Origin of the sequence: Kitasatospora sp. NPDC001261 (genome assembly GCF_042896795.1) — a bacterium.
Lineage (GTDB): Bacteria > Actinomycetota > Actinomycetes > Streptomycetales > Streptomycetaceae > Kitasatospora.
Window position 1 is genome coordinate 89,335 of the sequence record NZ_JBIAXP010000034.1, and the last position, 16,684, is coordinate 106,018.

11 protein-coding genes are annotated in these 16,684 nt (G+C 76.3%); 8 read left to right on the forward strand and 3 right to left on the reverse strand.

The genetic code is table 11. The annotated features are described in order from the left end of the window. Nucleotides 1–43 precede the first annotated feature (43 nt). From ACFY4B_RS35735 to ACFY4B_RS35770, 8 genes are all read left to right on the forward strand, one after another. A complete protein-coding gene (locus ACFY4B_RS35735) occupies nucleotides 44–706 on the forward strand; it encodes a TetR/AcrR family transcriptional regulator (RefSeq protein ID WP_375873208.1) in 663 nt (220 codons plus the stop codon). Between the two features lie 160 nt (nucleotides 707–866). Then, nucleotides 867–2,114 carry a 3-phosphoshikimate 1-carboxyvinyltransferase gene (aroA, locus tag ACFY4B_RS35740; RefSeq protein WP_380744051.1) on the forward strand — a complete coding sequence of 416 codons (1,248 nt, stop codon included), beginning with the start codon at nucleotides 867–869 and terminating at the stop codon, nucleotides 2,112–2,114. A 102-nt stretch (nucleotides 2,115–2,216) separates the two neighbouring features. Beyond that, entirely contained in the window at nucleotides 2,217–3,242 is a 1,026-nt protein-coding gene (locus tag ACFY4B_RS35745) for an RNA ligase family protein (protein ID WP_387826033.1), read from the forward strand. A 167-nt stretch (nucleotides 3,243–3,409) separates the two neighbouring features. Continuing rightward, complete coding sequence (locus tag ACFY4B_RS35750) at nucleotides 3,410–3,787, forward strand: YciI family protein (protein ID WP_049656579.1); 378 nt, start codon at nucleotides 3,410–3,412, stop codon at nucleotides 3,785–3,787. After that, nucleotides 3,784–5,061, forward strand: a complete 1,278-nt coding sequence (locus ACFY4B_RS35755) for an RNA polymerase sigma factor (RefSeq protein ID WP_387974896.1) — start codon at nucleotides 3,784–3,786, stop codon at nucleotides 5,059–5,061. The genes ACFY4B_RS35750 and ACFY4B_RS35755 overlap by 4 nt, the downstream gene beginning before the upstream one ends. Before the next feature lie 155 nt (nucleotides 5,062–5,216). Beyond that, nucleotides 5,217–6,266 (forward strand): alpha/beta hydrolase, encoded by a 1,050-nt coding sequence (locus ACFY4B_RS35760; protein ID WP_387974899.1) that lies wholly within the window; start codon nucleotides 5,217–5,219, stop codon nucleotides 6,264–6,266. Nucleotides 6,267–6,575: 309 nt separating this feature from the next. Next, nucleotides 6,576–7,487 carry a diiron oxygenase gene (locus ACFY4B_RS35765; RefSeq protein ID WP_387974902.1) on the forward strand — a complete coding sequence of 304 codons (912 nt, stop codon included), beginning with the start codon at nucleotides 6,576–6,578 and terminating at the stop codon, nucleotides 7,485–7,487. Nucleotides 7,488–7,545: 58 nt separating this feature from the next. Next, nucleotides 7,546–9,237 carry a 4Fe-4S binding protein gene (locus ACFY4B_RS35770; RefSeq protein WP_387974905.1) on the forward strand — a complete coding sequence of 564 codons (1,692 nt, stop codon included), beginning with the start codon at nucleotides 7,546–7,548 and terminating at the stop codon, nucleotides 9,235–9,237. Between the two features lie 538 nt (nucleotides 9,238–9,775). Here the strand turns inward: ACFY4B_RS35770 and ACFY4B_RS35775 are convergent. The 3 genes from ACFY4B_RS35775 to ACFY4B_RS35785 form a co-directional block, all read right to left on the reverse strand. After that, nucleotides 9,776–10,828, reverse strand: a complete 1,053-nt coding sequence (locus ACFY4B_RS35775) for an aromatic ring-hydroxylating dioxygenase subunit alpha (RefSeq protein WP_387974908.1) — start codon at nucleotides 10,826–10,828, stop codon at nucleotides 9,776–9,778. Nucleotides 10,829–10,835: 7 nt separating this feature from the next. Then, nucleotides 10,836–11,690: a class I SAM-dependent methyltransferase gene (locus ACFY4B_RS35780; RefSeq protein ID WP_387974911.1), complete on the reverse strand. Its 855-nt coding sequence runs from the start codon at nucleotides 11,688–11,690 to the stop codon at nucleotides 10,836–10,838. A 180-nt stretch (nucleotides 11,691–11,870) separates the two neighbouring features. After that, nucleotides 11,871–16,628, reverse strand: a complete 4,758-nt coding sequence (locus ACFY4B_RS35785) for a DNA repair ATPase (RefSeq protein WP_387974914.1) — start codon at nucleotides 16,626–16,628, stop codon at nucleotides 11,871–11,873. Nucleotides 16,629–16,684: the final 56 nt, after the last annotated feature.

The following is a 16,684-nucleotide window of genomic DNA, read 5'->3' on the forward strand; positions in this document are numbered from 1 at the left end:
GGAATATCGAATATCGGAGAACACGGCGGCGAGGAGGACGGGCATGCCGAAACAGGTGGACCACGAGGGCCGGCGCCGGCGGATCGCCGAGGCCGTCTGCCTGCTGGTGGACGAGCACGGGCTGGAGGGCGTCACCCTGCGGGACGTCGCCACCCGGGCGGAGGTCTCGATGGGGGCCGTCCAGCGCTGCTTCCGCACCAAGGAGGAGATGCTGCTGGCCGCGCTCGCGCACGTCGGCGAGCGGGTCACCGCGCGGGTGCGGAACCGGCTCACGGCCGGCCCGGCGCAGTCGGCGGCCACCGAACTCGGGCTGGTGGCGGGCGAGGTGGCGCTGCTGCGCGAGGAACACCGGGCCGAGGCGCGGATCTGGCTCGCCTTCGTCGCCGGGGCCGCCGTCAACCCGGCGCTGGCGGCCACCCTGCGGAGCAGTTACGCGGCGCTGGAGGAGCTGGTGGTGCGGCTGGTCGCGGAGGCGGCGGGCGGGGGATCGGCGCTGGGCGGGGCGACGGCGGGCGGGCCGGCGGCCGGGGGATCGGCGCTGGGCGGGGCGGACACCGCCGGGGCGGTGGACGCGCGGACCGAGGCCCGTACGCTGCTCGCCCTCGCCGACGGGCTCACCGCGCACGTACTGGTCGGGCACCGGACGGTGGCAGAGGCGGAGGAGGTCCTGCACACGCACCTGGCCGGGCTCTGGGCGCGCTGCTGAAACGGCCCCTCGGCACGCGGCTGAAGCCTTCGCCCACTGTTGTCGCCCCCGTCACCGTCCAGTCCGTGGATGGTCGGCCACGGCGGTGGCCGGGTCGGGCAGGATCGGGCCCGACGTCACCGGAGACACCTGTCGGACACTCGAGTTGGGAGAGCCTGCCGTGACTGCTGTGGAGATCCCCGGGTCCAAGTCCATCACCGCCCGGGCGCTGTTCCTGGCCGCCGCCGCCGAGGGCGTGACCACCCTGCGCCGGCCGCTGTCCTCGGACGACACCGAGGGCTTCGCGCAGGGGCTGGACACCCTCGGGTACCGGATCGAGCGGACGGCCGGGGCGTGGCGGGTGGAGGGCCGCCCGGCCGGTCCCGCCGTCCCGGAGGCCGAGGTGTACTGCCGCGACGGCGCCACCACCGCGCGCTTCCTGCCCACCCTCGCCGCCGCCGGCCACGGCACGTACCGCTTCGACGCCTCCGCCCAGATGCGCCGCCGCCCGGTCGCCCCGCTCACCCGGGCGCTGCGCGACCTGGGCGTGGACCTGCGGCACGAGGAGGCCGAGGGGCACCACCCGCTGACGGTCCTCGCCGACGGCGTCCGCGGCGGTGAACTCACCCTGGACGCAGGGCAGTCCTCGCAGTACCTGACCGCGCTGCTGCTGCTCGGCCCGCTCACCCGGGACGGCCTGCGGATCACCGTCACCCGGCTGGTCTCCGCGCCGTACATCGGCATCACCCTGGCGATGATGCGCGACTTCGGGGTCGAGGTGAAGCGCGAGCGGACGCCCGCCGGCGAGCTGTTCGAGGTGCCCCCCGGCGGTTACCGGGCCGCCGACTACCCGATCGAGCCGGACGCCTCCACGGCCAGCTACTTCTTCGCCGCCGCGGCCCTGGCCGGCCGGGAGGTCACCGTCCCCGGCCTCGGCCGGGACGCGCTCCAGGGCGACCTGCGCTTCGTCGACGTGCTGCGGCGGATGGGCGCCCGGGTGGACGTCGGCGCCGACCGCACCACGGTGGCCGGCGAGGGCCCGCTCGGCGGGATCACCGTCAACATGCGGGACATCTCCGACACCATGCCCACCCTCGCGGCCATCGCCCCGTTCGCCACCGGGCCGGTGCGGATCGAGGACGTCCACAACACCCGGGTCAAGGAGTGCGACCGCCTGGAGGCCTGCGCCGACAACCTGCGCGCGATGGGCGTCACCGTGGCCACCGGGGACGACTGGATCGAGATCCGGCCCGGCACGCCCCGCCCGGCCGAGGTCACCACCCACTCCGACCACCGGATCGTCATGTCCTTCGCCGTCACCTCGCTGCGCACCCCCGGCATCACCTTCGACGACCCGGGCTGCGTGCGGAAGACCTTCCCGGGGTTCCACGAGGCCTTCGCGGCGCTGCGCGCGGAGTGGGGGGTCTGACCCGCGCCGCTCCGACCCGGGTCGTCGGTCCGACCCGGGTCGTCGTCCGGGCCGGGAAATCCCGGTTGCCAGGCGGCGGCCCCGGCGGCGAGGATTCCGTTCGTGTCCGAGACGGTGTTCGAGACGGTGTCCGACGGGCCCGGGCTGCGGCCCTACCCCAAGATCCCCGCCCGGGGCCGCTCCGGCGGGCCCGGCAGCCGCGAGTGGACCGCGGCCGAGAAGGTGCACGGGGCGCACTTCGCCGTGGTCTGCGAAGGCGGCTCTGTACGGGCCGCGAAACGGCGTGAACTGCTGGACGACGAAGGGCTGGACGGCTTCTTCGGGGTGAGCCGGATCTGGCCCGAACTCTCCGTCGCGGCCGCCCGGTTCGCCGCCGCGGTGCGCGAACCGTGGGGCGCCGCCGCCGTGGTGACGGTCTACGGCGAACTGGCCGGCGGCCGCTACCCGCACCCCGGGGTGCCCGCCGTCCCCGGCGTCGACCCGGTCCAGACCGGCGTCTGGTACGCCCCCGGCCTGCGCTGGCTGCCCTTCGACGCCACCGTCGAGACACCCGAAGGCCGTTGGTGGATCGCCGACCGCACCCTGCGCACGGCCGCGCGGGCCGCCGGACTCACCTGCGTCCCCCTGCTCGGCCACGGCCCGCTGAACACCCTGCACGACCTGCCGGTCCGCTACCCCAGCCGGGTGCCCGCCCTGCTCGGCCTGCCCGAGCTGCCGGACAACCTCGCCGAGGGGTACGTCCTCAAACCGGCCGGCGAATGGCACGAGTCCGCCACCGCCCGTCCGCTCGTGAAGGTGAAGCAGCAGGCCTTCGCCGAGGACGACCGCTACGACGGCGCCCGCCCCTACCTCCCCCCGCCGGAGGGCGCGGCCGGCGTCCCCGCCTGGCTCCTCGTCCAGGCCTCGGCCCTGCTCACCCCCACCCGCGCCGCCGCCGCCGTCAGCAAGCTCGGCCCCCGCACGCCCGCGCAGGCCGTGGCGGCGGAGATCGCGGCGGACGTGGCCGAGGAACTCGCCGACGCCGTAGGAGGGTTGGACCCAACCGTCCTGGCCGCCCTGCGCCAGGCCCTCGAACCGGGGGCCCGGGCCCTCACGTCCTTCGACGCGGAGGACCGGCGCAACTCCTGAGCGCCGGGTGGCCGGCGGCTGCCGTACCTTGATCATTCGTGGGGGTCAGGGGCGCGAGAAAGATTCCTCGGAAAAGTCGTCGGCCGATGTAGAGGCCGGGTTCCGCCGCTCCGACTGAGAGGTGACGGCGCGCCGACGGGGCGCGTGAGACGGAGGGGACACCCGGAATGAAGTACGTCGCGATGATCTACGGCAACCAGGCCAAGTGGGACTCCTTCCCGGCCGAGGCGTGGCCGGAGGCGATCGCCAGGCAGGAGGCGTTCAACGCGCGGTACCGGGAGAGCGGGGAGCTGGTCGGCGCGTACGGGTTGGCGGACGCGGCGGCGGCGCAGCTGGTGCGGCGGGCGGAGGGGGTGCCGGTGGTCACCGACGGGCCGTACCTGGAGACCAAGGAGTACGTGGCCAGCTTCTACCTGCTGGACTGCGAGAGCCTGGAGCGGGCCCAGCAGATCGCGGCGGACATGCCGTTCGCGGACGTGGAGCCGGTGGAGCTGTGGCCGGTCCTGCACGAGTCCGTGGCGGGCGACCTCCCCGTGTGCGAGTGAGCGGAACGACCGGTGCCGTCGAGGGCCTGCTGCGCGAACTGGCGCCGCAGGTCCTCGGCGTGCTGGTGCGGCGGCACGGCGGGGCGTTCGACGCGTGCGAGGACGCGGTGCAGGAGGCGCTGCTGGCCGCCGCGACGCAGTGGCCGGAGGGCGGGGCGCCGGCCAACCCGAGGGGCTGGCTGGTGACGGTCGCGGACCGGCGGCTGGTGGACCGGGTGCGCAGCGATTCGGCGCGCCGCCGCCGGGAGGAGGCGCTGGCGCTGGCCACGCCGCAGTCGGCGCTGCTCGCCCCCGCGGCCGACGCGCCCGACCCGGCGGCGGACGACTCCCTTGCGCTGCTGTTCCTCTGCTGCCACCCGGCGCTGTCCGTGCCGAGCCGGATCGCGCTGACCCTGCGCGCGGTCGGCGGCCTGACCACCGCGCAGATCGCGGCCGCGTTCCTGGTGCCCGAGGCGACGATGGCGCAGCGGATCAGCCGGGCGAAGCAGACGCTGAGGAGCGTGGGCGGGGGACTGTCCCTCGGCGGGGGAGAGTCCCTCCCGGAGGGCGGGGCGGGGCGGCTGGGCGAGGTCCGGCACGTGCTGTACCTGGTCTTCAACGAGGGCTACACGGCGAGCGGCGGCGAGGAGCTGACCGCGCCGCGGCTGTCCGAGGAGGCGATCAGGCTGACCCGGCTGCTGCGGCGGCTCACCCCCGGGGACGCCGAGACGGCGGGGCTGCTCGCGCTGATGCTGCTGACCGACGCCCGCCGGCCGGCCCGTACCGGGGCGCACGGCGCTGTGGTGCCGCTGGACGAGCAGGACCGCGGCCGGTGGGACCGTGAACTGCTGGACGAGGGGCTGGAGTTGATCGCCTCGGTGCTGCCGCGCGGGCAGGCCGGGCCGTACCAGGTGCAGGCCGCGATCGCCGCGGTGCACGGGGAGGCGGCGACGGCGCGGGAGACCGACTGGCCGCAGGTCCTGGCGCTGTACGACCTGCTGCTGCGCCTCGACCCGAACCCGGTGGTCGCGCTCAACCGGGCGGTCGCGGTCGCGATGGTGCACGGGCCGGAGGCGGGGCTGGCGCTGGTGGCGGAGCTGGCCGGGGACCGGCGCCTGGCCCGGCACCACCGGCTGCTCGCCGTCCGGGCGCACCTGCTCGACCGGCTCGGCACCGACCCGGCGGCCGCCGCCCGCGCCTACCGGGAGGCGGCGGCCCGGACGGCGAGCGCCCCGGAGCGGCGCCATCTGGCCTCCCGGGCACGGCGGTTGGAGGTGGCATCGAGTACGGGGTGAGCGGGCGGGCGGCAGGGTCGAGGGCGGGGTCGAGGGCGGGTTCAGGCGGCGTCCAGGGGGCTTCCGCGTCCGCCGGGAGGGGCCCATCATGGGCTCCCGGCCCCGGCAGAACCGCCCCGACACCGTTCCAGGGCCGCCGTCAGGAGGCAGAAGAGATGACGATCCCACCGCCCGTTCGGATCCAGGCCGCCGTCGTCCGCACCGCGTACGCGCTGCCCGAGGGCCTGCGGCGGGCCGTCGCGGGCAAGCCGGTGGTCCTCGACGGGCAGACGCTCGCGCTGGACGCGCAGTTGATACTCAAGCTCCAACGGCTGTCCGGGGCGTCCCTGGTGATGTCGGGCGGGGTCGGGCCGTCGCGCGCCGCGATGGAGCACGCGCGGCACCTGGTGGGCGGGCCGCGGAACCGTACGGTGGCCGCGCGGAGCGTCGGCATCCCGCAGGAGCACGGCGAACTGGCCGCGACGCTGTACACCCCGGAGGGGCTGGCGGCCGGTTCCGGCCTGCTGGTCCTCCTGCACGGCGGGGGCTGGGTGGTCGGCAGCCGGGCCAGCCACGACCACGTCGCCCGCTTCCTCGCCCAGCGGGCGCGGGTGCGGGTGCTGTCGGTGGAGTACCGGCTGGCGCCCGAGCACGCGTTCCCGGCGGCGGCCGAGGACGCGCTGGCCGCGTTCGACTACGCCTACGCCAAGGCCGCCGACCTGGGCGCGGACCCGGAGCGGATCGCGGTCGGCGGGGACAGCGCGGGCGGCAACCTGGCCGCCGTCGCCGCCCAGCAGGCGGTCCGGCGGGGCGGCCCCGCGCCGGTGTTCCAGCTGCTGCTGTACCCGGCGACCGACGCCTCGACCCGACGCCCCTCGCGCGCACTGTTCGCCGACGGGTTCTTCCTGACCGGCGCCGACATGGACTGGTTCGCCGACCGGTACGCGCCCGCGCCCGCCGACCGCACCGACCCGCGGCTGTCGCCGCTGCTCGCCGAGGACCTGACCGGCCTGCCGCCCGCGTACATCGGCACCGCGGGCTTCGACCCGCTGCGCGACGAGGGCGAGGCGTACGCGCGGGCGCTGGAGGAGGCCGGGGTCGCGGTGCGGCTGAGCCGGCAGTCGGACCTCATCCACGGGTACGCCAGCTACATCGGCGTCGGCCACCGCTTCCGGGAGGCGACGGCCGAGGCGGCGGAGGCGCTGCGGCAGGCGATCGGCGGGTAGCGGCAACGCACCGGAGGGCTTGCGGCGAAGGGCGGGACCCCGCGGCGGGCGGGTCCCGCCCTTCGCCGTGCCGTGAGACGGAAGGCGGGCCGGGGCCGGAGGCGGAAGGGGGACGGGGCCGGAGGTGGAAGAGGGGCGTGACCGTGAGACGGAAGGGGGCGTGCCCGGAGGCGGAAGGGGGGCGTGAGCCGTACGGTCACGCGCCGGATCGCTGTCGCGCAGGGGGTTCTCGGCGACCGGCTCTTATTGTACTGTCCGTCTAATAAGCGGGTGAGCGGGAACCCGCGGAACAGGCACCTGGAGGCAGCCATGGCTCTCACCTGGCAGACGGGGCACGGCCACACCACGGCCGACGACGACGTCTCGAAGCGGCTGCTGGAGTCGGCCGCCACCCTCTCCTACGACCCCTCGACCGAGATCGACTGGGACGCCCCCCTCCCGGACGACCACTACGGCCTCAACCCGGAGTGGAGCACCCTCTACGGCACCCGGCTGTGGGACGAGATGACCGAGCGCCAGCAGGTCACACTCACCCGGCACGAGGTCTGCTCGATCATGAACACCGGCATCTGGTTCGAGATGATCCTCCAGCAGATGGTGCTGCGCGACCAGTACCTCAAGAACCCCGCCACCGCCGAGTTCCAGTTCGCGCTCACCGAGATCGCCGACGAGTGCCGCCACTCGATCATGTTCGCCCGCGCCTGCGCCAAGATGGGCGTTCCGGCCTACCGCCCGAACAAGGTGATCGCCCAGGCCGGGCGCGCCTTCAAGGCGCTCGCCAAGGGCGAACTCGCCTACGGCGGCATCCTGGTGGCCGAAGAGGTGCTCGACGTCATGCAGCGCGACTGGATGCGCGGCGAGAAGGTGCTGGAGATCGTCCGCGGCACCTCCCGGATCCACGTGGTCGAGGAGTCCCGGCACATGAAGTTCGCCCGGCAGGAGATCCGCGAGCGGATGCGCCACGCGAGCCCGGCCCGCCGGCGCGCCTCGGCCACCGGCATCGCCGTGGGCGCGTACGTCATCGTCACCAGCATGGTGCACCCGGGCGTGTACAAGGCCGCCGGGCTCGACGTGCAGCGGGCGCTCGCCGAGGTGCGGGCCAGCGAGCACCGCAAGGCGATGATGCGCACCAGCTCCCGGCACCTGATGGCCTTCCTCGCCGAGACCGGCCTGCTCACCGGCCGCTCGGCGGCCGTCTACCGCCGGGTGCACATGCTCTGACGGATCGTCACCACCGAGCCGCCCCCTCCCCCACGCGCAGCGAGGACCCACCCCGGCCATGGCCTACGCGATCACCCAGACCTGCTGCAACGACGCCTCGTGCGTGTCCGTCTGCCCGGTCAACTGCATCCACCCGACCCCGGACGAACCGGAGTTCGGCACCACCGACACGCTCTACATCGACCCGCGGGCGTGCATCGACTGCGGCGCCTGCGCGGACGCCTGCCCGGTGGACGCGGTGTTCCCGGTCGACCGGCTGCGCGGACCCGACACCGTGTTCGGCGACCTCAACCGCGACTGGTTCCGCGACCACCCCAACGACCACGCCTGGGGCGCGCCCAGCTTCCCGCGCAGCCTGCCGGCCGAGGTCGGCGCGCTGCGGATAGCCGTCGTCGGCACCGGCCCGTCCGCCGGGTACACCGCGCAGGAACTGCTGCGCGGCACCAGCGCCGAGATCACCATGATCGACAGGCTGCCGGTCACTGGCGGCCTGCTGCGCCACGGCGTCGCGCCCGACCACCAGTCCACCAAGCGGATCGCGGAGAGCTTCGCGAGCGTCTTCCACGACCCCCGGCTGCGGATGCACCTCAACGTGGAGATCGGCACGGACCTCACCCACCAGGAGCTCGCCGCCCACCACCACGCGGTGGTGTACGCGGTCGGCGCGGCCGCCGACCGCCGGCTCGGCATACCCGGCGAGGACCTGCCGGGCAGCCTGCCCGCCACCGCCTTCGTCGGCTGGTACAACGCCGAACCGACGGTGCCCGCCGACGCGGTGGAGCTGTCGGCGGAGCGCGTGGTGGTGGTCGGCAACGGCAACGTCGCGGTGGACGTCGCCCGCATCCTGCTCACCGATCCCGACCGGCTCGCCGCCACCGACATCGCCGACCACGCCCTGGCCGCGCTGCGCCGCAGCCGGGTCCGGGAGGTCGTGCTGCTCGCCCGGCGCGGCCCCGGGCAGGCGGCGTGGAGCAGGGCGGAGTTCCTGGCGCTGCGGCGGCTGCCGGGCGTCGAGGTGGTGGTGGCGGACCACCCGGAGGTGCGGGCGGCCATCGAGGCGGCGGAGGCGGGGGCGGAACGGGGGGCGGAAGCGGGGTCGGGTACGGCGTCGGGGGCGGCGCTGCTCGCCGGGCTGCCGCTGGTGCCGCACGACGGTGACGCGCCGCCCGGGCCGGGGCGGCGGATCGTGCTGCGGTTCCTGTCGGCGCCGGTCGAGTTGTCCGGGGAGGGGCGGGTCGAGGCGCTGACCGTCGAGCGGACCGCCCCGGCGGCGGACGGCCGGGTCGAGGGCACCGGGGTACGGGACGTGCTGCGGGCCGGGCTGGTGGTGCGCTCCATCGGGCACCGGGGCGTCCCGCTGCCCGGGCTGCCGTTCGACGAGCGGACCGGGACGGTCGCGCACCGGGCGGGGCGGGTCGTCGACCCGGCGACCGGACGGCCGCTGCCGGGGACGTACGTGGTGGGCTGGGCCAAGCGCGGGCCGTCCGGCGGGATCGGCGCCAACCGGGCCTGCGCCCGGGAGACGGTGGGCGCGCTGCTGGACGACGCGACCGCCCGCGCGCTGCCCGTCCCGGAGGCGGGGCGCGGCGACTTCGAACGGCTGGTGCGCAAGCGGCGGCCGGACGCGGTCGGGCTGCGGGAGCTGCGGGCGGTGGACCGCGCGGAACGCGAGCGGGGCGAGGCCGAGGGGCGGCCCCGGGTGAAGCTCGCCACCGTCGCGGAGCTGCTGGCGGCGGGACTGCGGCGGTAGGGGCCCGGCCCTCGCACAGGACGTGCGCCGGAAGTCGGGGGGGGCGACGTCCAGCGCACCCGCGGGGCCCCCCCCCGGGGGGGGGCGGCGGGGGGGGGGGGGGGGGCGGGGGGGGGGGGGGCCCCCGCCCCCCCCCGGGGGCGGGGGTGGGGGGGGGGCCCCCCCCCCCCCCCCCCCCCGGCGGCTCCCCGCAGGGGGTTGACCTGCGGGGAGCCGGGTTGACGTGGCCGTGTCCCGGTACGGGCGGGGCGCGTTGGCCGGGTGTGAGTGGTTTTGGGAGGCTGCCGGAACCGGAACGGCGGCTGGCTGAGGAAACGATCCTGCACGGCGCTCCGGACAGACCGCCGGAGCAGCTGCCGGAACAGCCGTGGGCGGCGCCCGTGCCGGAACCCGTGGTGGAACCCGTGGCGGAACCCGGTCCGGAGACGCCCATCTACGCCGAACTGGCCCGGCGCTGGCAGGCCGAGGGGCGGGCCGTCCCCGGGCTGCCCGACCCGGACTGGGAGCCGCCGGCCGCGCCGGCCGCGCCGACCGGGGCTCAGGAGGCGTCCGGCTCCGGCTGGAGCCCGGCGCGGGCGTCGGGGTGGAACCCGGGGGCCGGCTCGGGGTGGAACCCGGGGTAGAACTGCCGCGCCCACCGGCGGAACAGCCCGATCGAGCGCTCCCCGGGGACGAGCCGGGGCTGCGCCAGGTACCGCTTGTGGTCCAGGATCGGGCGGTCCTGCTTGATGATCCGCACCGAGGCCTGGAGCGCCGCCCAGGAGGCCGCCCGGTCGACGGCCCGCGCCGTGCCGACCCCCGGCACCGGCACCGTGGCGGTCACCGCGAAGCGCACCCTGGTCCGCCACGGCGCGACCGGCGTCGGCAGCACCCACACCCGCAAGGCGCCGCCCACCTGCGGCAGTTCGACCTCCATGCGCATCAGCCCGAGGCCGAACAGCGTCACCGGCTGCTCCAGGCTCACCGTGCCCAGCCCGGGGAACCGGGTCGTGGTGCGCTGGTGGACGGTGAACAGCGGCCCGGCCACCTCGGGCGGGGCGGTCTCCCGGGTGTCCAGGCCGTGCAGCACCCGGGTGTGCCGGAAGTCGACGCTGTTCTCCATCACCTCCTGCGGGTGGGAGAGCACGTCCCCGCTCCACCACGCCAGCGGCCGTACCCCGACCGCCGGCGGCAGCTCCCAGGCCGGTGCGCCGCCGTCCGGACCGCCGCCCGAACCGTTGCCCGGGCCGCCGCCGGGGCCGCACCAGACGAACAGCGCGCCGTCCCGCTCGCACAGCCGGCGCCCGGCCAGGGCGCCGCGGAACCGGATGCCGTCCGGCGAACCGGTGCACGAGCCGTCCGGGCCGAAGGCGAAGCCGTGGAACGGGCAGACCAGCTCCTCGCCCCGGACCTTCCCGCCCGCCCCGAAGTGCGCGCCCAGGTGCGGGCAGTGCGGGCCGACCGCGCGCACCGCGCCCCGGCGGGTCCGGTACAGCACCACGTCCTCGCCCATCAGCCGGACCGTGCGCACCCGCCCGGGCGGCAGGTCCCGGGACCGGCCGACGCAGAACCAGCCACTGGGGTACGGCAGGGGGGCGGAGCGCTCGTCCACGCGGAGTTCACCTCGATGGCTTGACAGCCGTGTGAACGTACCAGGCGACATGCTCCCGAACGCCGTACATCTCCACCGTGGACCGGAGATTGAGCCACTTGGCCGGATCGCCGAAGCGCCGCAGTATCTCCCACGGCAGCCGGAAGTACGCGTACACGGCCTCCGAGGTCGGCAGGTAGTACGGCGTCGCGTCCAGCGCCTCCTCGACCTCGAACCCGGCCTCGGCGAGCAGCCGCGACAGGTTACCGGCGTGGTAGACCTTGGAGCCGGTCATCGTCATCGTGTCCAGGTACGGTTCGATCAACGCCCGTGCGCCCGGCTCCATTTCGTCCAGCGGGCCGGTGCTCATCGGGCCGAGCAGCACCAGCCGGCCGCCCGGGCGCAGCACCCGGTGGAGCTCGGCCAGCGCCCGGGGCGGGTCGTAGGAGTGGACCAGCGTCTCCATCGAGTACGCGCCGTCGAACTCCCCGTCGTCGAAGGGGAGCCGGTGGAAGTCCCCGAAGCGGAACACCGTCCGGTCGCCCATCCGGGCCCGGGCGCTGAGCCGGGCCGCCTCGGCGAGGTGGAAGTCCAGGACGTCGACCCCCGTCACCGCCAGACCGAAGCGCAGGGCCATCGCCCGGGCCACCACCCCGGCCCCGCACCCGGCGTCCAGCACCCGCGCCCCGGCCGGCAGCGCCAGCTTGCGCCCCAGCACGTCCTCCAACTGCCGCTGCGCCCGCCACAACCGCCACTTCGACTGCCCCGGCTCCGTCCACCCCCAGTGCCGTGCGTTGCGCGCCACCCGGGTGTAGAACCACCGACTCCCCGCCCGCCCGTACACCCTGCGCAGCCCGGCCAGATCGAGTCCCTGAGCGCTCATGCCAGCGGGTTACCCGGCTCGCGGCGCCGCCTACCCCCGCCGTTTGCGGATGCCCCGATGGAGTGAATCGTGCGGTCATCGTTCCATCGGTGGGGCGGGGGAGGGCGGGCAGCGGGGGAGTCGGGCCCGCCGAGGTGTCAGTCGACGTCCCGGGCGGTAGGAGCTCAAGCGCCCTTCAGGTCAAGGACGCTCGCCGGGCCGTCCGCGCTCCGACCAGGAGCGCTTCAGCTCCGCCCAGCGGGCTGACTGATGCTCCGTCAGGGTGCCACGGAGTTCGGCGAGTTTGAGGAGCTGGGCCTCGGCGTCGGCGCCCAGGGGTTGGGCCTCGGCGCGGTAGTGGTCGGTGAGCAGGGCGTCGAGTTCGGGGCGGGTGAGGGCGGGGTCGAGGCGCTGGGCGAGCTTGGCCATGTTGCGGTAGGAGCCCTGGAGCAGGAAGGGGGGCTCGGTGCGGGTGCGGTCGTCCTGGGCGGCGGAGGCCAGGTAGGCGCGGTTGACGGCCAGGACGGTGGAGCGCAGGTGGAGCAGGCCGGCGAGGACGGCGGTCATCCGCTCGGTCTCGGCGGCGGGCCAGGTGCCGGCCAGGGTGCCGCCGGGCAGGCCGCCGGCGCGGGCGAGCAGGGTGTCGAGGTCGGCGCGCTCGGCGGTGGCGAGCGGGGCCAGGTGGGGGCTGGCGGGCAGGGCGTTCTCGACGAAGCTGAGCGCGAAGAGGTCCTCGCGCCCGGCGACGGCGTCGCCGAGGTTCCACACGTCGGCGCGGTTGGCGAGCATGTCGGGCAGCCGGAAGAGGCGGCCGGACTCGGTGTACGGGTTGGCGGCCATGACGACGGCGAAGCGCTTGCCGCGCAGGTCCCACTCGCGGGCCTCGCCGTCCCAGACGCCGTCGACCCGGCGCTGGGCGTCGCACAGCGGGATGAAGCGCTGGAGGAACTCGGGCGAGGTGTGCTGGACGTCGTCCAGGTAGAGCAGCACGTTGTCGCCCGCGTGCAGGGCGAAGTTGAGCTTCTCGACCTCGCGCCGGGAGGTCGCGTCGGGGGCCTCGGCCGGGTCCAGCGAGGTGACCCGGTGGCCGAGCGCGGGGCCGCTGACGGAGACCAGCAGCAGGCCGAGCCGCTCGGCGAGGTACTCGACCAGGGTGGTCTTGCCGTAGCCGGGCGGGGAGACCAGCAGCAGCAGGCCGCTGCGGTCGACCGGTCCGCCGGGCCCGGCGGTGCCGAGCTGCTTGGCGAGGTTGTCGCCGACCAGCGGCAGGTACACCTGGTCGATCAGCCGGTTGCGGACGAAGCCGTTGAGCGGGGCGGGCCGGTACTGGTCGAGCCGCAGCCGGGCGTGCTCGGCGGCCAGCAGTTCGCCGCGCAGCCGCTGGTAGGCCCGGTAGCCGGGCACCTCGACCTGCTCGAACTCCGCCACCCGGGCGAGCAGTTCGTCCAGCCGGAGGTCGAGCGCTCCGCCCGCGAGCCGCGGGTGGTCGCCGAGCAGCCCGGTGATCCGGGCGCCCACGGCCCCCTCGGCGGGGCGGCGCGGCAGGGACGGGCAGAGCAGCGCGGCGGCGGCCTCGGCGAGGTCCGCCGGATCGGCGTCGACGGCGCCCGACTCCAGCCAGGCGGCGGCGAGTTGGCGCCGTACCGGCAGCAGCTCGGGCTCCTCGGGCAGTGCGGCCAGCGCCTCGGTGAGACCGGCCGACTCGGGGGCGGCGCGGAACTTGTCGAGCAGTGCGGCGGCGCCCGTCGAGTGGGCGAAGCTGGGTGCGGCGGCGGCCAGTTCGGCCACCAGGTAGGGCCCGGCGGGCGCCGCTCCCGGGACGAAGTCGGCGACGGCGGAGGAGAGTTCGCGGGCGAGGGCGTCCAGCGCGGCCTGCGCCGGGGCGCCCCCGAAGGCGTCCCGGGCGAGGCCCAGCGAGCGGGCCCGGGTGTGCCAGAGCAGCCGCTGCCGCTCGTCGGCGCCGTGCGCCCAGTACAGCTGCGCGGCCGCCCGGGCGCCCGCCGGGTGGCGCAACAGCCCGGCCTCGGCGTCGAGTCGGAGCAGGGCGCGGAGCAGCAGTGTGGCGTCGTGGTCGTGCACGCCGCGCTGGTAGCCCTCGTCCGGGCGCTGCTCGGCGGCCCGCCGGACGTACTCCAGCAACTCGGCGTCGGTGAGCGGCGCCGCCGCCTCGACGGCCGGCAGCAGGCTCGCGGCGAGGTACTCGGCGCGGTACAGCCGCGGGGTCTCCGAGGGCAGCGGACGGTCCCAGTACCGCTCGGTGGCGGCGAAGGCCGGGTCGGTGACGGGGGAGCGGTAGTCGGTGCCGGTGAGGGTGAAGGCGGGGCGTCCGCGCCAGGGCACCAGGGCGAGTTCGGGGCGCTGGGTGGTGACGGCGAACAGGTGCCGGCCCAGCCGCAGGGTGCCGGGGCCGTCCCCGGCGAGCTCGGCGCGGTCGCGCAGGGCCCGGTGGGCGCGGCCGCGGGCGGCGCGCAGCCGTCCGGTCAGCTCCTCGGCCCGGACCCGGTCGCCGAGCGCGGCCAACTGCCCGGCCAGGTCGCGGAGTTTGACGGCGGTCGGGTCGGCGGCGAGGGCGGCGTCGATCTCGGCGGCGGTGTCAAGACCGGCCAGCCGGCGGTGCAGGGTGTCGAGGACGCGCCCGGCGGAGGCGGCCAGCCGGTCGGCGCGCCGGGCCCGCTCCTCCAGCAGGTGCTGGCGGCGGGCGGTGAGCGCGTCGTGGACCTCGGTGCGGCGGGCGGTGAGCTGCTCGCCGAGCGCCGGGTCGGCGTCGGCGAAGCGGGTCTCCAGCTGCTCGATCCGCAGCAGCAGCCGGCCGAGCTGCTCGTCGCAGGCCTCGGGGGTGTCGGCGGCGGCGAGCGCGGCGGTGGTGGCCTGGCCGAGCAGGGCGGTCTCGGCGGCGAACTCGGCGGCGGCCTCGCGGGTGCGCAGCTCCCGGCGGCGCACGGTCAGCGCGGACCGGGCCCGGTTGAGCAGCCCGAGCACGTCGGCGAGCCGGTCGAGGATCGCGGTGCGGGTGGTGGCGTCGGCCAGGTCGAGGGTGCCGACCAGCTCCGAGACGGTCTGCAGGGCCTCGCTCTGGCCGCCCAGTTCGAGGCCCAGCGGCTCGGCCTCGGCGGCGGTGGCGATGGCGGCGCAGCGCTCGGCCAGCTCACCGGCCCGCTGCCGGTGGGGCTCGAAGGCGGTCGGCTCGGCGAGCTGGCCGACGGCGCGGTCGGCGGCCTCGGCCAGGCCCTCGGCGAGGTGCGCGGCGAGCCCGTCGATCCGCTCCGGGTCGGCGCGCGGCAGGTCGCGCAGCGCCTCGACGCGGCCCTGGGCGCGGCGCAGTCCGGCCAGCCGGTCGACCCACTCGGCGGCGTCGGCCAGGGTCTCGCCGCGGGCGGTGCGCAGCAGGCCCTCGACGTGCTCGGCGGCCTCGTCGGTCTGCCGGGCGGCGTGCGCGGTGAGCTGGGCGACGGCCTCGTACTCGGCGACGACCTGCCGGGCGGTGTCGCGGATCTCGGCGAGCGGCGCGGCGAGGTCGCCGAGGCCGTCCTGGCCGAGCCAGTGGTGCCGGTCGGCGGTGCGGGTGCAGGCGGCGAGGACGGCCTGGTGGCCGGCCGGGGTGTCGGCGCCGGCCGCGGCCAGCCGGGCCAGGGCCAGGCAGTCGGCCAGGCCGCGGACCAGGTCGGCGTTGCCGATCCGGGCCAACGGCCCGCTGCCGGGCGGCTGTTCGGCGGCGAAGCGCTCGCTGGTGAACGGGGTCTGCCAGAGCTGGACGGGGTGCAGCCGGGTCGGCCCGTCCTCGGCCGGGCGCAGCGCGATCAGGGTGCCGTCGGCGAGCAGCGCGTAGCCCTGGCAGGGCAGCGGGGCGGCGGCCTCCTGGCGGACGCTGTTGTACGGCTGGAGCAGGGCGCGGCCGTCGGCGGGGGAGCGGAACTCGTACAGCACGTCCTCGCCGTTGGGCGAGAGGAGGGTGCGCTCGTACCGCAGGCCGTCGACCGGCTGGTCGAAGGTGCGCACGGTGCCGTCCACCAGGTGGCAGCCGCCGGGGAAGGCCACGCCCTGGTCGGCGGGCAGCCGCAGGCAGGCCTGGCCGAGCGCGTCGATCCGGGTGACGGTGCCGGTGGGCAGGTGCACCACCAGGTGCCGCTCGGTCTCCTCCTGGTACGGGCGCACGCGCACCAGCAGCAGGGTGCCGAGCCGGGCGTGGGCGATCCGGGCGTCGGCGAGCGTCTGCAGGGCCTCGGCCAGCGGCTCGCGGTGCAGCTCCCGGCCGTCCGGGGCGGTGATGGTCAGCCGGCCGCCGTCGACGCCGACGAGCAGCTCGCCGGCCAGGTCGGCGCGGGGCGGGCGGCCGGGGCCGGCGGGCAGCTGGTCGTCCCGGGTGAGGGCGGTCCAGGGCAGCTGCTGCCCGTCGGCCGGGGTGTGGTCGCGTTCGCCGCGCCCGTCCAGGTAGGACGGCTGGGCGTCGTCGGCGAGGCCGTCGTCCAGGCGCCAGCGCAGCACCCGGACGTCGGCGGCGGTCGGGCCGGTGCGGAAGACGGCGAGCAGCCGGCCGTCCACCGCGCGCAGCCGCTCCAGCCGGGCGTCGCGGAAGTAGCGCCGCAGGTCGGCGAGGTCCTGGCGCAGCCGCGGGTCGTCCAGCAGGGTGCCCTCGGCGGGCGCGGGGGAGAGGTCGGGGTGGTGCAGGCCGAGGACGTCGGTGAAGTCCCCGGTGCCGTCGGCGGATTCGGTCGGACGGGTGGCGAGCAGCAGCAGCCCGCCGGCGGCGGTGAGGTCCTGCGGCAGGCAGGCCCGGTCGGTGGTGAGCCGTCCGGTGCCGGCCAGCCGCAGCTCCCCGCCGCCGAACTCGGCGACCCGGCGGGCGTTCAACGCCTGGGCCCGGTCGGCGAGTTCGGCGGCGGCTCGGGCGAGCCGGTCGCGCAGGACCTCGTAGGTGCCGGCGTCGAGCCGGGCGTCGAGGGCGTCCACGGTCACGGTCACGTTCCTCAGTTGACTCGGTCGAATCGGTTGCCGCGATCGATGCGGCTGGATCGGTA

Bases quoted from the DNA above. Each gene is read 5' to 3' on its own strand.
- ACFY4B_RS35735 (WP_375873208.1), top strand. From the start codon at position 44: ATGCCGAAACAGGTGGACCACGAGGGCCGGCGCCGGCGGATCGCCGAG.
- ACFY4B_RS35750 (WP_049656579.1), top strand. From the start codon at position 3,410: ATGAAGTACGTCGCGATGATCTACGGCAACCAGGCCAAGTGGGACTCC.
- ACFY4B_RS35760 (WP_387974899.1), top strand. From the start codon at position 5,217: ATGACGATCCCACCGCCCGTTCGGATCCAGGCCGCCGTCGTCCGCACC.
- ACFY4B_RS35765 (WP_387974902.1), top strand. From the start codon at position 6,576: ATGGCTCTCACCTGGCAGACGGGGCACGGCCACACCACGGCCGACGAC.
- ACFY4B_RS35770 (WP_387974905.1), top strand. From the start codon at position 7,546: ATGGCCTACGCGATCACCCAGACCTGCTGCAACGACGCCTCGTGCGTG.
- ACFY4B_RS35780 (WP_387974911.1), bottom strand. From the start codon at position 11,690: ATGAGCGCTCAGGGACTCGATCTGGCCGGGCTGCGCAGGGTGTACGGG.